The following is a 17,178-nucleotide window of genomic DNA, read 5'->3' as shown; positions in this document are numbered from 1 at the left end:
GCCCGAGAAGGAGGACCACCGTGCCGCAGGGACAGGTGTCCGTCACGCCCACCGACGGGCTGACCACCCGCCAGCGTCGCAACCGGCCGTTGCTGGTCGTGCACACCGGCGTCATGAAGGGGAAGTCGACCGCCGCGTTCGGGATGGCACTGCGCGGCTGGAACCAGGGCTGGTCGATCGGGGTCTTCCAGTTCGTGAAGTCGGCGAAGTGGAAGGTCGGCGAGGAGGAGGCGTTCCGGGCCCTGGACCGGGTGCACGCCGAGACCGGGCAGGGCGGTCCGGTCGAGTGGCACAAGATGGGGTCGGGCTGGTCCTGGTCGCGCAAGGCGGGCACCGAGACCGACCACGCCGCCGACGCCGCCGAGGGCTGGGCCGAGATCCGCCGCCGGATCGGGGCCGAGGCGCACCGGGTCTACGTGCTCGACGAGTTCACCTACCCGCTCAAGTGGGGCTGGATCGACGTCGACGAGGTCGTCGACGTGCTCGTGAACCGGCCGGGGCAGCAGCACGTGATCATCACCGGCCGGGACGCGCCGCAGGCCCTGGTCGACGCCGCCGACCTGGTCATGGAGACCTCCAAGGTCAAGCACCCGATGGACGCAGGCCAGAAGGGACAGCGGGGGATCGAGTGGTGAACCCCGCCCGCGCGCTGGTCGTCGCGGCGCCGTCGTCGGGGAGCGGGAAGACCACCGTCGCGACCGGGCTGATGGCCGCGCTGTCGCGGCGCGGCACCCGGGTCGCGCCGTTCAAGGTCGGGCCGGACTACATCGACCCCGGCTACCACACGCTCGCCGCGGGCCGCCCCGGCCGCAACCTCGACGTCGTCCTGCAGGGGCCGCAGCGGCTCGCGCCGCTGGCCCGGCACGGGGCCCGCGACGCCGACGTCGCCGTCGTCGAGGGGGTGATGGGGTTGTTCGACGGCCGCATCGCCGACGGCGCAGGCTCGACCGCGCAGGTCGCCGCCGCGCTCGGGGCGCCGGTGGTGCTGGTCGTCGACGTCCGCGGGCAGTCCCGCTCGCTGGCCGCGCTGCTGCACGGGTTCCGCAGCTTCGACGACTCCGTGCAGGTCGCGGGGGTGATCCTGAACCGGGTCGGGTCGGCGCGGCACGCCGAGGTGTGCCGGGCCGCGGCCGAGGAGGTCGGGCTGCCGGTGCTCGGCGCCGTCCCGCGCCGCGCCGAGCTGGCCGTGCCGTCCCGGCACCTGGGGCTGGTCACCGCCGCCGAGCACGGCGCCGCCGCGACGGCCGCGGTGGACGCGATGGCCGAGCTCGTCGCCGCGCACGTCGACCTCGACGCCGTCGTCGCGCTGGCCCGCCCGCTGCCCACCGGCCCCGTCTGGGACCCGGCCGCCGAGGTGTGCACGAGCGGGCCGTCCGTACCGGAGGTCGGTACGAACGGCCCGCTCGTGCACGAGGGGAGGGAGGACGAGGGGTCGGCGAGCGGCGCGGCGCGGGGTCGGCCGGTGGTCGCGCTCGCCGGCGGGCCCGCGTTCGGGTTCGGCTACGCCGAGCACGCCGAGCTGCTCACCGCCGCCGGCGCCGACGTCGCGACCTTCGACCCGCTGCGCGACCCGGTGCTCCCGGCCGGCACCGCCGCGCTGGTGCTGCCCGGCGGGTTCCCGGAGGAGCACGTCGGCGTGCTCGGCGAGAACGCGTCGCTGCGGGCCGCCGTCGCCGCGCTCGCCCGGTCCGGGGCCCCCGTGCACGCCGAGTGCGGCGGGCTGCTCTACCTGTGCCGCGACCTCGACGGCACCCCGATGTGCGGCGTGCTCGACGCCTCGGCGGGGATGACCCCGCGACTGACCCTGGGCTACCGCGACGCCGTCGCGGTCTCGGGCTCGGCGCTGTTCGCGGCGGGGGAGCGGGCCGCGGCCCACGAGTTCCACCGGTGCGCGGTCACTCCGCGGGCCGGGGCCGCCCCCGCCTGGGCCTGGCGCGGCGGCGAGCCGGAGGGCTACGCCGACGCCGCGGTGCACGCGTCGTTCCTGCACACCCATCCGGCCGGTGTCCCCGGAGCCGTCGCGCGGTTCGTCGCGGCGGCCCGTACGGGTGCCCCGGTCGCACCCGCATGATCACCGGTCGTGGAGCGGGACGTCCGCGTGCCGAGCGCCCCGCTCCACAGCCGGTGATCACGATCGGGCTGGGGCTGCGCCCCGGAACCTCCGAGGCCGAGGTGCGCGCGCTGCTGGACCGGGTCGCCGCCGCACACGGGCTGGATCTGGACGACGCCGTCGTCGCGACCCTGGACCGGCGGGCGGCCGAGCCGGGGCTGCGGGCCGCCGTCGCGCCGCGGGAACCGCGCGGCTACCCGGCTGCGGCGCTGGCCGCCGTCGCGGTGCCGCACCCGGCCGCGCGGGTGGCCTCGGCGGTCGGGACCTCCTCGGTCGCGGAGGCCGCCGCACTGCTCGCCGCGGGGGACGGCGCCCACCTGATCGTCGGCAAGACCGCAGGTCAGGGCGTGACGGTCGCCGTGGCCGGGGCGCACGCGGGTGTGGGATTGGCCTCCGGGGGCTCCTCGGGGACATGCGGCCCCGGCTATCCTCCGTCGTCGCCGTCGAGCGGGGGCCCGGCCCGGGGATCCGCCGCCACCGCCGGGCGTCCGTGCCCGGGAGAGGAACGTCGTTGAACGCCCACCACGAGCAGTACCTGGTCGGACTGGACCTGGCCGGTCGCCGCGCCGTCGTCGTCGGCGGGGGACAGGTCGCCCAGCGCCGGGTCGCCCGGCTGATCGCGGCCGGGGCGCTGGTCGAGGTCGTCTCGCCCGAGGTCACCCCGGCGGTCGAGGGGATGGCCTCGGCGGGCGAGATCACCTGGACCGCGCGCCGCTACGCCCCGGGCGACCTCGACGGCGCCTGGTACGCGATCGCCGCGACCGACGAGGCGTCGACCAACGCCGCGGTCGTCGCCGAGGCCGAGCGGCTGCGGGTGTTCTGCGTGCGCGCCGACGACGGCGCGAAGGGCACCGCGGTCACCCCCGCCACCGGCGAGCACGACGGGCTCACCGTCGGGGTGCTCGCCCGCGGTGCGCACCGACGCTCGGCCGCGGTCCGGACCGCGCTGGTCGAGGCGCTGGCCGCCGGTGTCGTCGACCAGTCGGCCGAGCCGCCGCAGCCCGGCGTCGCGCTGGTCGGCGGGGGCCCGGGGGACCCGGAGCTCATCACCGTGCGCGGGCGGCGGCTGCTCGCCCGCGCCCAGGTCGTCGTCGCCGACCGGCTCGGGCCGCGCGACATCCTCGACGAGCTGTCCCCCGAGGTCGAGGTCATCGACGCCTCGAAGATCCCCTACGGCCGGGCGATGGCCCAGGAGCGGATCAACGAGCTGCTCGTCTCCCACGCCCGCGCCGGGAAGTTCGTGGTGCGGCTCAAGGGCGGCGACCCGTTCGTCTACGGCCGCGGGTTCGAGGAGGTCCAGGCGTGCGCCGCCGCGGGCGTGCCGGTGACCGTGGTCCCGGGCGTGACCAGCGCGTTCGCGGCGCCGGCCGTCGCGGGGACGCCGGTGAGCCACCGCGGGGTCGCGCACGAGATCGTCGTCGTGTCCGGGCACGTCGCCCCGGGCGACCCGCGCAGCCTCACCGACTGGACCGCGCTGGGCCGGATGACCGGCACGATCGTGCTGATGATGGCCGTGGAGCGGCTCGGGAGGTTCGCCGAGGCGTTGATCGCCCACGGCCGTCCCGCGGACACCCCGGTCCTCATGGTGCAGGACGGCACCACCCGCATCGAGCGGTCGGTGCGCGCCACCCTGGAGACCGCCGAGAAGGTGGCCGCCGAGCACGACGTCAGCCCCCCGGCGATCGTCGTGATCGGACCCGTCGCCGGGTTGCAGGCGCCCGTCGGGGGGTGACCCCGACAACTGATTGCACACCGCAATGTTGCAGTGTGCAACCATCGGCGGCATGACGGACGAGATCGACGACGTCGTCGACGCGGTGATGACCGCGAGCCGGGCGATGCTCTCGGTGGTGGCCCGGTCCCTGGCCGCGGCGGGCGAGCACACCGGCGGCGACACGACCGGCGACGTGACCCTGCCCCAGTACCGCGCGCTGGTCGTGCTGGCCCAGTACGGGACCCGCCGCCCCGCGGACCTGGCCGCGGCGCTGACCGTGTCCGCGTCGACGGCCACCCGGATGTGCGACCGGCTCGTCGGGCGCGGTCTGGCCGAGCGCACCCGCACCGGCGACGACCGCCGCGAGGTCGTGGTGGCGCCGAGCCCGGCGGGCCGGGCGCTGGTCGACGAGGTGACCCGGCTGCGCCGCGCCGAGATGCACCGCCTGCTCAGCACCCTGCCCACCGGCGAGCGCGCCGCGGTCCGCGACGCCCTGTGCCGCTTCGCCGACGCCGCAGGTGAGGTCGGGGAGACCGACTGGGCCGTCGCGCCCGTCGCGGCCGGGGGAGCGCGCGGTGAGCGGGGTGCGCGCTGCACCGGATGCTCGTCGGGACCCGGCCGGGCCTGGTCGGTCTGGCCCTGATCATCGGCGTGGGCGCCGGTGTCGGGTCGGTGCTGTTCCACGACCTGATCCTCGGGGTGACCTGGCTGGTCACCGGCCGTGAGGACTTCTCCGACGCCGGCCGGGTCGCCTCGGACCACCTGCCCTGGCTCGGCGCCGGGTTCCTGCTGGTCGCGCCGGTGCTCGGCGGGCTCGTGTACGGGCCGCTGGTCCAGCGCTTCGCTCCCGAGGCCCGCGGTCACGGGGTGCCGGAGGTGATGCTCGCCGTCGCGCGGCGGGGCGGACGCATCCCGGCCACCGTCGCCGGGGTGAAGGCCCTGGCCTCGGGCATCTGTATCGGCACCGGCGGCTCGGTCGGCCGGGAGGGACCGATCGTGCAGATCGGCTCCGCGCTCGGATCGGCCATCGGGCAGTGGCTGCGGGTGCCCGCGACCCGGCTGGTGCTGATGGTCGCCTGCGGCGCCGCGGGCGGGATCTCGGCCACCTTCGACGCCCCGATCTCCGGGGTGGTGTTCGGGCTGGAGCTGATCCTGCGCTCGTTCGGCGCCGAGGCGTTCGGTGTGCTGGTGGTCAGCTCGGTCACCGCGAACGTCGTGGCCGAGGTGATCGCCGGGGACCGGGCGGTCCTCACCCTGCCGCACTTCGACCTCGGCAGTCCCGCGCAGCTGCCGCTCTACGCCCTGCTCGGGCTGCTCGCCGGGCTCCTGGGCTGGGCGTTCGCCCGGATCCTCTACGCGGTCGAGGACGCCTGCGACGCAGTGTGGCGTGGCCCGGAGTGGCTGCGCCCGGCCGTCGGCGGACTCCTGCTGGGCGCCCTGCTCCTCGCGCTCCCGCAGATATACGGCGTCGGCTACCCGGTGCTGGAGAACGCGGTCGGGGGCCGCTACGCCCTCGGGTTCCTGCTGCTGCTCGTCGTCGGAAAGATCCTCGCCTCCAGCCTCACCATCGGCATCGGCGGCTCCGGCGGCGTCTTCGCGCCGTCGCTGTTCGTCGGCGGTACCGCCGGCACCGCGTTCGGCTACGCGGCCGCGGCCCTGTTCCCGGCCCTGCAGCTGCAGCCCGGCGCGTTCGGGCTGGTCGGGATGGCAGCGGTCTTCGCCGGTGCCGCGCACGCCCCGATCACGGCGGTGCTCATCGTGTTCGAGCTCACCGGGGACTACGCGCTGATCCTGCCGCTGATGGCGGCGGTGGTGCTCGCGACCGGCCTGTCGAACCTCGTCTCGCGCGAGACCATCTACACCCTCAAGCTCCTGCGCCGCGGGATCGACCTGGCCGCCGACACCCCGGCCGACGAGGCACTGCGCCGGACCACCGTCGGCCAGGTGATGGGCCCCGCCGACGGTCCGTCCCCCGACCCGGAGCTGCCCGTGCTGAGCCCGCGGAGCCCGGTGCACGACGTGCTCGGGGTGCTGTCCGGGCACCGCGGGACCGCCCTGCCGGTACGGGACGCCCCGGACGGGCCACTGCTCGGGACGCTGGCCGAGCACGACCTGCTGGACCACCTGCGGGGGGTGGGCCCGTCGGCGACGGTTGACCGCTGACCCGGTCGCGTGATGGGCTCCGCCACGACGACGGGGGCAGGAAGCCGGTGCGAGTCCGGCGCGGTCCCGCCACTGTCACCGGGGAGTGCCCCTCCCGGCACCACGCCACCGCCCGCGAGGGCGGGAAGGCAGGGAGGGGGGCGTCGATCCGGGAGCCAGGAGACTGCTCCGTCGTCGGACATTCCCACTGACGAGGGCGCGGACCCTCGAGGAGGACACGCGATGACGCACGACCTGGTGGTGCTCGGGACCGACCCGGCCGGCACCCCGACCCTCGACCCCCAGGAGCCGGTGGCCGACCTGCTCGCCGACGCCGAGACGGTGTTCGCCTTCCCCCAGGCCGAGTCGACGGCGCTGTTCTACGCCGAGGCCTGGCGGGTCGAGGCCGTGACCCCGCGCGACGTGGTCGCCCGCATCGGCGGCTGGGCCGCCGGGGAGGCGGGCCCCGCGGTGCTGCTGGTCGGCGGCGACCCGGCCGACGACGCCGGTCTCGGCGCCGTCCTCGACGGGCTCGCCCGCACCGCGCCGGCGCTCACCGTGCGGGTGGCGCGGGGCAGCCGGGTCGCCCCACCGCACCGCAGCCCGCTCATCGGCTGACCGGGTCCGCCCCGGCCGGCCGGGCCCGCCAGCTGTCCAGCGGGTCGGCCCGGGTCAGCTCCGGGTCGGCGGCGTCGAGGGTGCGGGTGCGGCCGGGACCGGTCAGCGCGGTCTCGAAGCGCACGGTCACCCGGCCGTGCCCGGCGCCCTGCACCCAGCCGTGTCCGTACTGCGGGTGCCCGACGTCGTCACCGGCCCGCCAGGGGCGGTCGGGGTCGGGCTCCCGGTCCGGCCGGCCCGGCCGGTACGGCGTACCCGGCTCGTCGAGCACCGCGACCCCGGCCGGGCCCGGCACCGTGGCCCCACCCGGATCGCCGGCCCCACCCGGGTCGCCGGTCCCACCCGGGTCGCCGGTCCCACCCGGATCGCCGGGGCCGCCCGGGTCGCCGGGGGAGGCGCTGCCCGGGTCGTCACCGCGGGGTGCGGTCGTCCATCCGTCCGCGGAGGGCACCGCGTCGAACAGGGCGAGCGGCGGCTCGTCGCCGAACCCGGACACCGACACCCCGAGCAGCCGCACCCCGCCCTCGCCGACCGCGCCGTCGGCCAGCCGGCGCGCCACCGCGGTCAGGGTCGCGAGGTCCCGGGTGCCGAACGGCGTCGTCTCCGACCGGGTGTGGGTGGTGAAGTCCCCGGTCCGGGCCTTCACCGTGACCGTGCGGGCGGCCCGGCCGTCGGCGACCAGCCGCCGGTGCACCGCGACGCAGATCGACTCCACCGCGGCGTGCACCGCGGTCATCGCGGTCAGGTCGGTGTCGTAGGTGGTCTCGGCGCTGATCTGCTTCGCCGCCCCGCGCGGGGCGACCGGCCGGTCGTCGACGCCGCGGGCGAGGCGGTGCAGCTCGGCCCCGACCGCCCCGCCCAGTACCCCGGCGACCTCCCGGGCGTCCATCGCGGCCAGCTGCCCGATCGTCTCGATCCCGATCCGGCGCAGCGCCTCCCCGGACACCGGGCCGATACCCCACAGCGACCGCACCGGGAGCGGATCCAGCACGCCGGCCTGCTCGGCGTGGGCCACGACCCGCAGCCCGTCCGGTTTCGCGAGCTCGGAGGCGATCTTCGCGACCTGCTTGCCCGAGCCGGCACCGACGGAGGCGGGCAGTCCGGTCCGCTCGCGCACCGCGGCCCGTAGCCGGGTGCCCCACGCGTGCACCTGCTCCGGCGTCGCACCGGCCAGGTCGGGCGGCTCGACGAACGCCTCGTCCACCGACACCGGTTCCAGCACCGGGGAGAACTCGCCGAGGACGGCCATCACCTCGTCGGACAGCGCCTTGTACAGCGGGAACCGGGGCGGCAGGACCGTGGCGTGCGGGCAGCGCCGCCGGGCCTGGCCCATCGGCATGGCCGAGCGGGCCCCGAACACCCGTGCCTGGTAGCTGGCACCCGCGACGACGCCGCGCGGGCCCGCCCCGCCGACCAGGACCGGGCGCTGCGCCAGCGTCGGGCGGGTGAGCTGCTCGACGGAGGCGAAGAACGCGTCCATGTCCAGGTGCAGTACCCACCGGTCGGACCCGGCGGCCCCCGTGTCCGCGGTGTTCTGGTCGGTCACCGGCACATCACCGGTGCATCGTGCCCCGCCGCACCGACAGGATCGCGTCGCCGTCGGCGACGGTGACGGGGGGCGCGACCGGGCCGGGCCCGGCGACGGCCCCCGGGTGGTCGTCGCGACCGGTGGCGACGTCGGCGACCCACCAGGTCCCCGCCTCCCCGGCCCAGTGCAGGACCCGGGCGGGGGCGTCCGGCGCGGACAGCGTGATCGCGTCCATCGGGCTCGACAGGCCCTCCCCGGTCGCCTTGAGCAGCGCCTCCTTGCGGGTCCAGGTCACGAGGACGCCGGCCGCGGCGGGCGTCCCGGCGGCGCGCTCGTCGGGGGAGAGTGCGTGCCGGGCGAGGCCGTCGAGCCCGTCCAGCGGACGGTGCGCCTCCACGTCGACGCCGACCGGCCCGGCGCCGAGCGCGACCCCGACCAGCTCGCCGGAGTGGGTGAGGGAGAAGCCGGGGGCGTCGCCGCGCCCGGCGAGACGGGGCTTACCGTGCGGTCTCCCGCACCGGCAGGTGCGGTCGAGCTGCAGCGCGGCGGGGTCGAGGGCCAGGTGCTCGGCGAGCACCAGCCGGGCCAGGGCGTGCGCGGCCAGGTAGCGGGCCCGGTCCTCGTCGCGGCGCAGCACGCCGAGGCGCTCGCGCTCGTGCGGGTCGAGCAGCGCGACGAGGTCGGGGCGGTCGCCGGGATCGGCCGGGGCGGCCCACCAGACGGTGACGGTCACGGCGTCCAGCCTGCCACGTCCGCACCGGGCCGGGCACCGGGACGACCGGTGCCCGGTCCGGCGACGGCCGCGGGGCGGGTCAGCCGGTGCGGCTGGCGGCGAAGTCGGTGCGGACGTGCACCGGTTTCGCGTGCGGCGCGGGCCCCGCGGTACGGGGTGCGGCCGGGCCGCCCTCGCCGGTGCGGCGGCCGCGGCGCGCGGCGCGGCGCTCGGCACGGTTGGCGGGTGCGGACGGGGTCGTGGGCACGGGTGCGGGCATGCGGGCCTCCGGGGAATCGGATCGGACTCGTGGACCGGGTGGGCCGGTGACGTGCAGGGACGCCGGAGGTGCCGCCCGCGGGCGGCAGCGGTTCCGGACCCGGTGGACGACGTCACGGGCCTGCGGCGGGAGGGCGGAGCGACGCTCCGCGGCCGCGTCAGAGGAACCGGATCAGCATGGCGGTGACGGTAGGCCGGTCGCCCCGGGACCCGCCACCGGTTTTCCGCGGTGCCTATCGTCACGGGCATGAGCACGGGAACGGACAGCCACCTCGCCGACGTCCTGGTCGTCGGGGGCGGGATCGCCGGGATCTCGGTCGCCTGGGAGCTGGCCGCGCACGCCGACGTCGTGCTCGCCGAGGCCGAGGGCGACCTCCCGGTCCACTCCACCGCCCGCTCGGCGGCCACCTACATCCCGGGCCACGGCAGTGGGCCGTTCCGCGCACTGATCGACGCCTCCGGGCCGCGCTACGCCGCGCTGCCCGAGCTGCTCGGCACCCCGCCGCTGCTGACGCCGCGCCCGGTGCTGCACCTCGCCGAGGACGACACGGCGGCCCGGCACCTGGAGGCCACCCTGCGCGAGCAGCGCGGGGAGCCCGGCGCCCCGGTCGAGCTGAGCCCCGCCGAGGCCCGGCGCCGCGCCCCGGTGCTGCGCCTCGCGCCGGTCGCGGCCGCGTGGACCGCCGGTGCCTGCGACGTCGACACCGCCGCCCTGCACGACGGCTACCGGCGCGGCCTGCGTGCCCGTGGCGGCACCCTGCTGCGCGGCGCCCGGGTCGACGGCCTGCGGCGCGACGGGGCCGGCTGGTCGGCCACGACGACGGCCGGGCACCGGGTGCGCGCGGGGGTCGTCGTCGACGCGGCCGGTGCCTGGGCCGACACCGTCGCCGCGCTGGCGGGCGTCCCCGGCGCCGGGCTGCGGGCCTACCGGCGCACCATCGCCGCCTGTCCCGTCCCGGACCCGTCGGTGCTGACCGTCGACGGCGCCGTCCTGCCGATGATCGCCGACGCCGCCGAGCGCTGGTACCTCAAGGCCGAGGCGGACACGGTGCTGGTCTCCCCGGCCGACGAGACCCCGGCCGAGCCGGGCGACGCCCGCCCCGACGAGCTCGACGTCGCCCTGGCCCTGGACCGGGTGGGCCGGGCGACCACCCTGGGGCTGCGGTCGGTCCGGACCGCGTGGGCGGGCCTGCGGACCTTCGGCCCGGGGCGTGCGCCGGTGGTGGGGGCGCGCCCGGAGCATCCCGGCTTCCACTTCGTCGCGGGCCAGGGAGGGTCGGGCATCGAGTCCGCGCCGGCGCTGGCCGCCCTGGCCGCGGCGGTGGTGCTGGGTCATCCGGCGCCCGCGGACGTCGACCTCGACCCGGCGGTGATCCGGGTCACGTGACGGGCGGGAGTAAGCAGTCGCTTACCTCGGCTGGCATCATCGGGTCCATGGCGTCCACCCCCACCACGACGACCGGATCCCGGGAGCTGTTCTCCGGCGACTTCTGGGAGAACCCCTACCCCGCCTACACCGACCTGCGCGAGGACGAACCCGTCCGGAGGGTGACGGGCCCGGACGGACCGTTCTGGCTGATCAGCCGGTACGACGACGTGCGCGAGGCGTTCGTCGACCCGCGGCTGAGCAAGGACTGGCGCCACACGCTGCCGGCCGACCAGCGCGCGGGCCAGTCCGCCGCACCGACCCCGATGATGATCCTGATGGACCCGCCGGACCACACCCGGCTGCGCAAGCTCGTCGGCCGGTCGTTCACGTTGCGGCGGATGAACGCGCTCCAGCCCCGGGTGGAGCAGATCGCCGCCGACCTGCTGGCCGACCTCCCCGAGGAGGGCACGGTCGACCTCATGGAGCGCTACGCGTTCCTGCTGCCGGTGCTGGTGATCTGCGAGCTGCTGGGCGTGCCCGCCGAGGACCGCGACCAGTTCGCGGCCTGGTCGAACGTCATGGTCGACGAGTCCTCCGCCGAGGAGTCGATGGCGGCGATGGGGAAGCTGTCCGGCTACCTGTCCGAGCTGATCGGGCGCAAGCGCGCCGAGCCCGACGACGCCCTGCTGTCCTCCCTGGCCGCGGTCAGCGACGAGGACGGTGACCGGCTCTCCCAGGAGGAGCTCGTCGCGATGGCGGTGCTGCTCCTCGTGGCCGGGCACGAGACGACCGTGAACCTCATCGGCAACGGCGTGCTGGCGCTGCTGACCCATCCCGAGCAGCTGGCCCGGCTGCGCGCCGACCCGTCGCTGGTGCCCACCGCGATCGAGGAGCTGCTGCGCTTCGACACCCCGGTCGTCCAGGCCCCCATGCGGTTCACCGCCGAGGACGTCACCTTCTCCGGGACGACGATCCCGGCGGGCGAGATGGTCATGCTGGGCCTCGGGACCGCCAACCGCGACCCCCGCTGGGTGGAGCGTCCGGACGAGCTCGACGTGGGGCGCGAGCCCGCGTCGGGAGTGTTCTTCGGCCACGGTGTGCACTTCTGCCTGGGCGCCCAGCTGGCCCGCATCGAGGGCCGGGTGGCGATCGGCAGGCTCATCGCGGACCGGCCCGACCTCGCGCTCGCGGTGCCGCCCTCCGAGCTCGTGCGGCGGCGCAGCACGTTCGTCCGGGGGCTGGCGTCGATGCCGGTGCACGCCGGGCCCCGGGCCTGACGGGTGGGACGCGTCCCGGGGCCGCCCCGGGACGCGTTCACGCCAGCGGCGCCCCGGTCTTCTCGCGTACCTCCTCGGCGGTGACGCCGGGCGCGGTCTCGACCAGCGTGAGCCCGTCCGGTGTCACGTCGATGACCGCGAGGTCGGTGACGATCTTCGTGACGCAGCCCAGCCCGGTGATCGGCAGCGAGCACCGTTCGACGATCTTGGGGGACCCGTCCCTGGCGACGTGGTCCATCATCACGATCACCGAGCGCGCGCCGTGCACGAGGTCCATCGCCCCGCCCATCCCCTTGATCATCTTTCCGGGGACGGCCCAGTTCGCCAGGTCGCCGTTCGCGGCGACCTCCATCCCGCCCAGGACGGCGACGTCGAGCTTCCCGGCCCGGATCTGGCCGAAGCTCTCCGCGGACCCGAAGAACGCGGCGCCGTCGGCGACGGTCACGGTCTCCTTGCCGGCGTTGATGAGGTCGGCGTCGACCTCGTCGTCGGTGGGGTAGGGGCCGACGCCGAGGATCCCGTTCTCCGAGTGCAGCACCACCGTGCGGTCGTGGGGGATGTGGCCGGGGACCAGGGTCGGCATGCCGATGCCGAGGTTGACGTAGGAGCCGTCGGGCAGCTCCCGGGCCACCCGGGCGGCCATCTCGTCGCGGGTGAGGCTCATGAGTCGCGCACCGTCCTGAACTCGACCGGCTTCTCGGCGTCGGGCACGTGCAGGACCCGCTGCACGTGGATGCCCGGGGTGTGGATCTCGTCGGGGTCCAGCTCGCCGGGCTCGACCAGGTGCTCGACCTGGGCGATCGTGATCCGGCCCGCGGCCGCGCAGTCCGGGTTGAAGTTGCGTGCGGAGCGCCGGAACATGAGGTTGCCGTGCCGGTCGCCCCGGCGGGCGTGGACCAGCGCGAAGTCCGGGGTGAGCGCCCGCTCGAGGACGTAGCGCACGCCGTCGAACTCGCGGGTCTCCTTCGCGGGGGACTCGACGGCGACCGAGCCGTCGGCCGCGTAGCGCCAGGGCAGCCCGCCCTCGGCGACCAGCGTCCCCACCCCGGCCGGGGTGTAGAACGCCGGGATGCCCGCACCGCCCGCCCGCAGCCGCTCGGCCAGGGTGCCCTGCGGGGTCAGCTCCAGCTCCAGCTCACCGGCCAGGTACTGACGGGCGAACTCCTTGTTGTTGCCGACGTAGGAGCCGATCGTGCGCCGGATCCGTCCGGCGGCGAGCAGGGTGCCGAGGCCGAAGCCGTCGACGCCCAGGTTGTTCGAGATCGTCTCCAGGTCCGTCGCGCCCCGGTCCAGCAGCGCCGCGATCAGCACCGTCGGGACCCCGGACATGCCGAACCCGCCGACCGCGAGCGACGACCCGTCGCCGATGTCGGCGACCGCGTCCGCGGCGGATGCCACCACCTTGTCCATCACGCACCTCCGTCGACGAGGACGCTACGCGGGGTACGTCAGACGCACAAGCGTTCGCTGTGCGAACACCTATGGGTGGCGTCCACGCCGCGATGCGGTTCAGGGCTGTGCGAGGGAGCTCCCGAGACGGAGTCCCCGGAGCAGGGGCCTGCGGCGACCGTCCCGTCGCCGCCGCCCGCGTCGAACCACCGAGATGCAGATCAGCGGGGCCGGGAGTGCCCCACATCCCCGCTGAGCTGCATCTCGGCGACCGCCGCCGGCTCGGCCCGGCTCGCACCGCGGCCGGGCCGTGCGGGCGGTGGTCAGGCCGGTGCGGGTGCGGTGTGCGGGTCGCCGACGGCGACCTCACCGGCCGCGGCGACCTCGGCGTACACCCCCGCGCACGCCCAGACCCCGCCGACCTGGGGGATCTCGATGCGGTTGTGCTTCGCGACCGTGCGCAGGGTGTCCGGATCGTCGGGCAGGTCGCCCTGGGGGAGCGTCGTCATGACGCAGCGCATGGTGGCGAAGGAGAAGGTGACGCGGGCTTCGTCACCGATCGCCGAGGTGCTGCCGGGCCAGTCGTTCTCGACGAACCCGGCGTCGTCGTCGCGCAGCACGATGTTGGGGCGGTAGCGCAGTGGGTCGAAGGTCGCGTCCGGGTTCAGCTCGCGCAGCCTGTCCAGGGTGGACTCGGTGAGCACGTGCAGCGAGGACAGGTCGAAGAACGTGCCCGGGGCGCCGAACGCGGAGATGTCGAACCGGCTGATCACCTCGCCGGAGTCCTCGTGCCGGGTCGTGGTGTCCTCGATCAGCTTGCGGGGTGCGAGCTGCTGCGGGGTCAGCCCCTCGATGTCGGGCCACAGCTCCTCGAAGTAGCTGCCCTCGGGCGGCACCGAGATCAGCGACACGTCACGGCCGAGCGCGGCGGACAGCGCGGTGTCGAGTCCCTCGTCGTCGCTGCGCAGGACCGAGCCGTCCGGGAAGGTGATCTCGACCGGCGGCAGCGGCTCCCCGGGCACCGGCTCGGCGACGAACCGGGCCGAGAAGCTGAGCAGCCCGAGCCAGCGCTTGGGCACCTTCGCGCTGGCGATGATCCCGGTCGCGGTGTCGAGCACCGCGTAGGCGCGGTCGCCCAGCAGGCCCCGTTCGGTGATGGTGGCCCGGGTCAGGGACTCCCCGAGCATCGACTTGACCGGATACCGGTACAGCGCGACGACCGTCATGTCCGGTGTATATCGGCCCGTCCGCCTCCCCGGCACGGGCCGGACGGACGGGTCCGGCCGGCCGGGTCTCAGCTGAGGAGCCGCGCGCTCCGGGCCGCCGCGGATGCGCCGTCGCGCCGGACCGGATCACCCGGTCAGCCCAGCAGTGCGACCCGGAGCTCGTCCGCGGAGCCGTACACGGCGGTCGCGCCGGCCGCGACCAGCTCGCCGGGCTCGGCGTAGCCCCAGCCCGCCCCGACGCAGCGCAGACCGTGCTCGGCGGCGCCCTCGACGTTGTGCAGCCGGTCACCGACCATCAGCGGCTCGTCGGGCCCGGAGGGGTGCCCGAGCCGGCGCAGCGCCTCGGCGACGACGGCCCCCTTGGTCGGCCGGGCCGCCTCGCGGGTGTCGCCGACGATCTCGGTGAACAGGTCGGTCCAGCCGTGGTGGGCGAGGATCTTGTGCGCCGACACCTCGCCCTTGCTGGTGGCCAGGGCCATCGTGACGCCGGCCGACGACAGCCCGCGCAGCAGCGTCTCGACGCCCGGGTAGGGCGTGCCGTCCAGGCAGCCGTTCTCGTCGCCGTAGATCCGGCGGTAGACCGGCAGCCCCGCGGCGGTGCCGTCCTCGCCGAGGATCGGGGGCAGGCTGCGGTACATCGGCGGGCCGAGCAGGTGTGTGCCGAGCGCGGAGTCGGGGACGTCCAGGCCCACCTCGTCGATCGCGCGGCGCAGGGAGCCGAGGATCCCGGAGGCGGAGTCGACGAGGGTGCCGTCGAGGTCGAGCAGGATGTGGGTCAGCACGTCGGGTCATTCTGCCTGCCGGGGCTCGCGCACCGTCCTTCTCCCCGGCGGTCGCAGGCCGTACGCTTGTACGCATGGCGAACACACTCTTCGGGCCGCTGTCCGGCACCGACCGGGTCGACGGTCTGCTCGACGACGGTGCGTGGATCGCCGCACTGCTGGAGGTCGAGCTGGCCCTGTCGGCCGTCGCCGCCGAGGCGGGTGCGGTCACCGGGCACGACGCCGACGCCGTCGAGCGGGCCGTCGCCGCGGTCGCCGGGGTCGACCCGCACACGCTGGCCACCGAGTCGGTCGAGGGTGGCAACCCGGTGATCCCGCTGGTCCGGCGGCTCAAGGCGGCCGCCGCCCGGATCCAGCCGGGCGCCGAGCGGGCGGTGCACCCGGGTGCCACCAGCCAGGACGTCATGGACACCGCGCTGATGCTGCTCACCCGCCGGGCCGGGCACCGCATCGTCGGCGAGCTCACCGCCTGCGCCGACGCCGCGGCCGCGCTCGGCGCGGCGCACCGCGACACCCCGTGTGCCGCCCGCACCCTCGGCCAGCAGGCGCTGCCCACCACCTTCGGCCTGGTCGCCGTCACCTGGTGCACCGGGCTGGACCGGGCCCGCACCGGCCTCGACCGGGTCCTCGACGCCCTGCCGGTCTCCTACGGCGGCGCCGCGGGCACCCTCGCGGCGCTCCACCCGCACGGCCCGGCGGTCGCCGACGCGCTGGCCGCGCGGCTCGGGCTCGCCCCGCAGGGCGTGCCGTGGCACACCGAACGCAGCCGGGTCGGCGAGCTCGCCGGAGCACTCGGGGTCGCCGCCGGGGCCTGCGCGAAACCCGCGGGCGACGTCGTGCTGCTCTCGGCCACCGAGCTCGGCGAGGTGTCGGAGTCGGCGCCGGGGGACTCGTCGTCGATGCCGCACAAACGCAACCCCGCCGCCGCCGTCACCGCCCGTGGCGCGGCGAAGCGCGCGCCCGGACTGGTCGCGACGCTGCTGGCCGGCGCGGAACAGGAGTTCCAGCGCGCGGCCGGGGCCTGGCACGCCGAGTGGGAGACCCTCGTCGCGCTGCTGCGGGTCACCGCGGGGGCCGCGGCCCGGCTCCGGGTGAGCCTGGAGGGACTGCAGGTGCACCCCGACGCGATGGCGCGCAATCTGGCCCTCGCCGCGGGCGCCCAGGGCCAGGGCACCGGGCACGCCGCCGACCTGGTCGACACCGCGCTCGCCGGGCGGCCCGGATGAGCGCACCGCGCACCGAGCAGGTCCGCTCGCTGGCCCGCGGGCTGGCCGTCATCCGGTCCTTCGACGCGCAACGGCCGCAGCAGACCCTCGCCGACGTCGCCCGTGCCACCGGGCTGACCCGCGCCGCGGCGCGCCGGTTCCTGCTCACCCTCGTCGAGGAGGGCTACGTCCGCACCGACGGCAGGCTGTTCGCCCTCACCCCGCGGGTCCTGGAACTGGGCTGGTCCTACCTGTCCGCGATGGGCCTGCCCGAGATCGCCGCCCCGCACCTGGAACGCCTGGTCGCGACGGTGCGCGAGTCCGCGTCGGTGTCGGTGCTCGACGGCGACCCGCGGACCGGCTACGACGTGGTCTACGTCGCCCGCGTCCCCACGACGCGGATCATGAGCGTGACGATCACCCTCGGGACCCGCTTCCCGGCCTGGGCCACGTCGATGGGCCGCGTCCTGCTCGCCGCGCTCCCGCCCGCCACCCTCGACACGTACCTCGCCACGCTGGAGCCCTCGGCGCTGACCGCGCACACCGTCCCGACCCCGGAACGGCTGCGCACCGAGCTGGACCGGGTTCGCGCCGACGGGCACTGCGTCGTCGACCAGGAGCTGGAGGCGGGGCTGCGTTCGGTCGCGGTGCCCGTGCACGACCGCAGCGGCCGGGTCGTCGCGGCCGCGAACGTCTCCACCCACGCGTCCCGCAACGACGCCGACGGTCTGCGGGCGGACATCCTGCCCGAGCTGCGCGCCTGCGCCACCGCGATCGAGACCGACCTGCGCGCGACGGGCTGACCCGCAGCGGCGATCGGGAACACC

18 protein-coding genes and 1 riboswitch are annotated in these 17,178 nt (G+C 76.1%); of the genes, 11 read left to right on the top strand and 7 right to left on the bottom strand.

Features of this window, described 5'->3' with window-relative positions; all coding sequences use genetic code 11:
- Positions 1-20: 20 nt before the first annotated feature.
- The 7 genes from cobO to KPF47_RS22450 all read left to right on the top strand — a co-directional run bounded on the left by cobO (position 21) and on the right by KPF47_RS22450 (position 6,584).
- Positions 21-635, top strand: a complete 615-nt coding sequence (gene cobO / locus KPF47_RS22480; RefSeq protein ID WP_224390832.1) for a cob(I)yrinic acid a,c-diamide adenosyltransferase — start codon at positions 21-23, stop codon at positions 633-635.
- Complete coding sequence (locus tag KPF47_RS22475; RefSeq protein ID WP_224390831.1) at positions 629-2,071, top strand: cobyrinate a,c-diamide synthase; 1,443 nt, start codon at positions 629-631, stop codon at positions 2,069-2,071. The genes cobO and KPF47_RS22475 overlap by 7 nt, the downstream gene beginning before the upstream one ends.
- Positions 2,068-2,625 carry a cobalamin biosynthesis protein gene (locus KPF47_RS22470; RefSeq protein ID WP_224390830.1) on the top strand — a complete coding sequence of 186 codons (558 nt, stop codon included), beginning with the start codon at positions 2,068-2,070 and terminating at the stop codon, positions 2,623-2,625. Before KPF47_RS22475 ends, KPF47_RS22470 begins: the two co-directional genes overlap by 4 nt.
- Positions 2,622-3,842, top strand: a complete 1,221-nt coding sequence (gene cobA, locus KPF47_RS22465) for a uroporphyrinogen-III C-methyltransferase (protein WP_224390829.1) — start codon at positions 2,622-2,624, stop codon at positions 3,840-3,842. The genes KPF47_RS22470 and cobA overlap by 4 nt, the downstream gene beginning before the upstream one ends.
- A 52-nt stretch (positions 3,843-3,894) precedes the next feature.
- A complete protein-coding gene (locus tag KPF47_RS22460) occupies positions 3,895-4,467 on the top strand; it encodes a MarR family winged helix-turn-helix transcriptional regulator (protein WP_224390828.1) in 573 nt (190 codons plus the stop codon).
- Entirely contained in the window at positions 4,425-5,987 is a 1,563-nt protein-coding gene (locus KPF47_RS22455) for a chloride channel protein (RefSeq protein WP_224390827.1), read from the top strand. Before KPF47_RS22460 ends, KPF47_RS22455 begins: the two co-directional genes overlap by 43 nt.
- Positions 5,985-6,174, top strand: a riboswitch (cobalamin riboswitch). (Overlaps the previous gene by 3 nt.)
- Before the next feature lie 35 nt (positions 6,175-6,209).
- Positions 6,210-6,584: a hypothetical protein gene (locus KPF47_RS22450; protein ID WP_224390826.1), complete on the top strand. Its 375-nt coding sequence runs from the start codon at positions 6,210-6,212 to the stop codon at positions 6,582-6,584.
- Here the strand turns inward: KPF47_RS22450 and KPF47_RS22445 are convergent.
- From KPF47_RS22445 to KPF47_RS22435, 3 genes are all read right to left on the bottom strand, one after another.
- Positions 6,574-8,130 carry a DNA polymerase IV gene (locus KPF47_RS22445; protein WP_224390825.1) on the bottom strand — a complete coding sequence of 519 codons (1,557 nt, stop codon included), beginning with the start codon at positions 8,128-8,130 and terminating at the stop codon, positions 6,574-6,576. The two genes, KPF47_RS22450 and KPF47_RS22445, sit on opposite strands and share 11 nt — an antisense overlap.
- Positions 8,131-8,137: 7 nt before the next feature.
- Positions 8,138-8,845, bottom strand: coding sequence for a 4'-phosphopantetheinyl transferase superfamily protein (locus KPF47_RS22440; protein ID WP_224390824.1), 708 nt, complete (start codon positions 8,843-8,845; stop codon positions 8,138-8,140).
- Positions 8,846-8,924: 79 nt separating this feature from the next.
- On the bottom strand, positions 8,925-9,092 hold the full coding sequence (locus KPF47_RS22435) for a hypothetical protein (RefSeq protein WP_224390823.1): 168 nt from the start codon (positions 9,090-9,092) through the stop codon (positions 8,925-8,927).
- A 258-nt stretch (positions 9,093-9,350) separates the two neighbouring features.
- Between KPF47_RS22435 and KPF47_RS22430 the strand changes: the two genes are divergently transcribed.
- Both KPF47_RS22430 and KPF47_RS22425 read left to right on the top strand, forming a co-directional pair.
- Complete coding sequence (locus tag KPF47_RS22430) at positions 9,351-10,490, top strand: FAD-binding oxidoreductase (protein ID WP_224390822.1); 1,140 nt, start codon at positions 9,351-9,353, stop codon at positions 10,488-10,490.
- Positions 10,491-10,537: 47 nt separating this feature from the next.
- Positions 10,538-11,749 carry a cytochrome P450 gene (locus tag KPF47_RS22425; protein WP_224390821.1) on the top strand — a complete coding sequence of 404 codons (1,212 nt, stop codon included), beginning with the start codon at positions 10,538-10,540 and terminating at the stop codon, positions 11,747-11,749.
- A 37-nt stretch (positions 11,750-11,786) separates the two neighbouring features.
- Here the strand turns inward: KPF47_RS22425 and KPF47_RS22420 are convergent, their stop codons facing one another.
- The 4 genes from KPF47_RS22420 to KPF47_RS22405 form a co-directional block, all read right to left on the bottom strand.
- Positions 11,787-12,413: a 3-oxoacid CoA-transferase subunit B gene (locus KPF47_RS22420; protein ID WP_224390820.1), complete on the bottom strand. Its 627-nt coding sequence runs from the start codon at positions 12,411-12,413 to the stop codon at positions 11,787-11,789.
- Entirely contained in the window at positions 12,410-13,159 is a 750-nt protein-coding gene (locus KPF47_RS22415; protein ID WP_224390819.1) for a CoA transferase subunit A, read from the bottom strand. The genes KPF47_RS22420 and KPF47_RS22415 overlap by 4 nt, the downstream gene beginning before the upstream one ends.
- A gap of 302 nt (positions 13,160-13,461) precedes the next feature.
- Positions 13,462-14,364, bottom strand: a complete 903-nt coding sequence (locus KPF47_RS22410) for an MOSC domain-containing protein (RefSeq protein ID WP_224390818.1) — start codon at positions 14,362-14,364, stop codon at positions 13,462-13,464.
- A 134-nt stretch (positions 14,365-14,498) separates the two neighbouring features.
- A complete protein-coding gene (locus KPF47_RS22405) occupies positions 14,499-15,146 on the bottom strand; it encodes an HAD hydrolase-like protein (protein WP_224390817.1) in 648 nt (215 codons plus the stop codon).
- A 74-nt stretch (positions 15,147-15,220) separates the two neighbouring features.
- Here KPF47_RS22405 and KPF47_RS22400 point away from each other — a divergent pair, with 74 nt between their 5' ends.
- Positions 15,221-16,372: a lyase family protein gene (locus KPF47_RS22400; RefSeq protein ID WP_224390816.1), complete on the top strand. Its 1,152-nt coding sequence runs from the start codon at positions 15,221-15,223 to the stop codon at positions 16,370-16,372.
- The gene (locus KPF47_RS22395; protein WP_224390815.1) at positions 16,369-17,154 is read left to right on the top strand and encodes an IclR family transcriptional regulator C-terminal domain-containing protein; all 786 of its coding nucleotides are present in this window, start codon (positions 16,369-16,371) and stop codon (positions 17,152-17,154) included. Before KPF47_RS22400 ends, KPF47_RS22395 begins: the two co-directional genes overlap by 4 nt.
- Positions 17,155-17,178: the final 24 nt, after the last annotated feature.

Source organism: Pseudonocardia sp. ICBG1293 (assembly GCF_020131355.1).
GTDB lineage: Bacteria > Actinomycetota > Actinomycetes > Mycobacteriales > Pseudonocardiaceae > Pseudonocardia.
Note: the sequence above shows the minus strand (reverse complement) of the source record. Positions and strands in the feature narration are given on the sequence as shown.

Excerpts from the sequence above, each read along its gene's own strand:
- KPF47_RS22470 (WP_224390830.1), top strand. The coding sequence starts at position 2,068 with ATGATCACCGGTCGTGGAGCGGGACGTCCGCGTGCCGAGCGCCCCGCT.
- KPF47_RS22460 (WP_224390828.1), top strand. The coding sequence starts at position 3,895 with ATGACGGACGAGATCGACGACGTCGTCGACGCGGTGATGACCGCGAGC.
- KPF47_RS22455 (WP_224390827.1), top strand. The coding sequence starts at position 4,425 with ATGCTCGTCGGGACCCGGCCGGGCCTGGTCGGTCTGGCCCTGATCATC.
- KPF47_RS22450 (WP_224390826.1), top strand. The coding sequence starts at position 6,210 with ATGACGCACGACCTGGTGGTGCTCGGGACCGACCCGGCCGGCACCCCG.
- KPF47_RS22430 (WP_224390822.1), top strand. The coding sequence starts at position 9,351 with ATGAGCACGGGAACGGACAGCCACCTCGCCGACGTCCTGGTCGTCGGG.
- KPF47_RS22425 (WP_224390821.1), top strand. The coding sequence starts at position 10,538 with ATGGCGTCCACCCCCACCACGACGACCGGATCCCGGGAGCTGTTCTCC.
- KPF47_RS22420 (WP_224390820.1), bottom strand. The coding sequence starts at position 12,413 with ATGAGCCTCACCCGCGACGAGATGGCCGCCCGGGTGGCCCGGGAGCTG.
- KPF47_RS22415 (WP_224390819.1), bottom strand. The coding sequence starts at position 13,159 with ATGGACAAGGTGGTGGCATCCGCCGCGGACGCGGTCGCCGACATCGGC.
- KPF47_RS22410 (WP_224390818.1), bottom strand. The coding sequence starts at position 14,364 with ATGACGGTCGTCGCGCTGTACCGGTATCCGGTCAAGTCGATGCTCGGG.
- KPF47_RS22400 (WP_224390816.1), top strand. The coding sequence starts at position 15,221 with ATGGCGAACACACTCTTCGGGCCGCTGTCCGGCACCGACCGGGTCGAC.
- KPF47_RS22395 (WP_224390815.1), top strand. The coding sequence starts at position 16,369 with ATGAGCGCACCGCGCACCGAGCAGGTCCGCTCGCTGGCCCGCGGGCTG.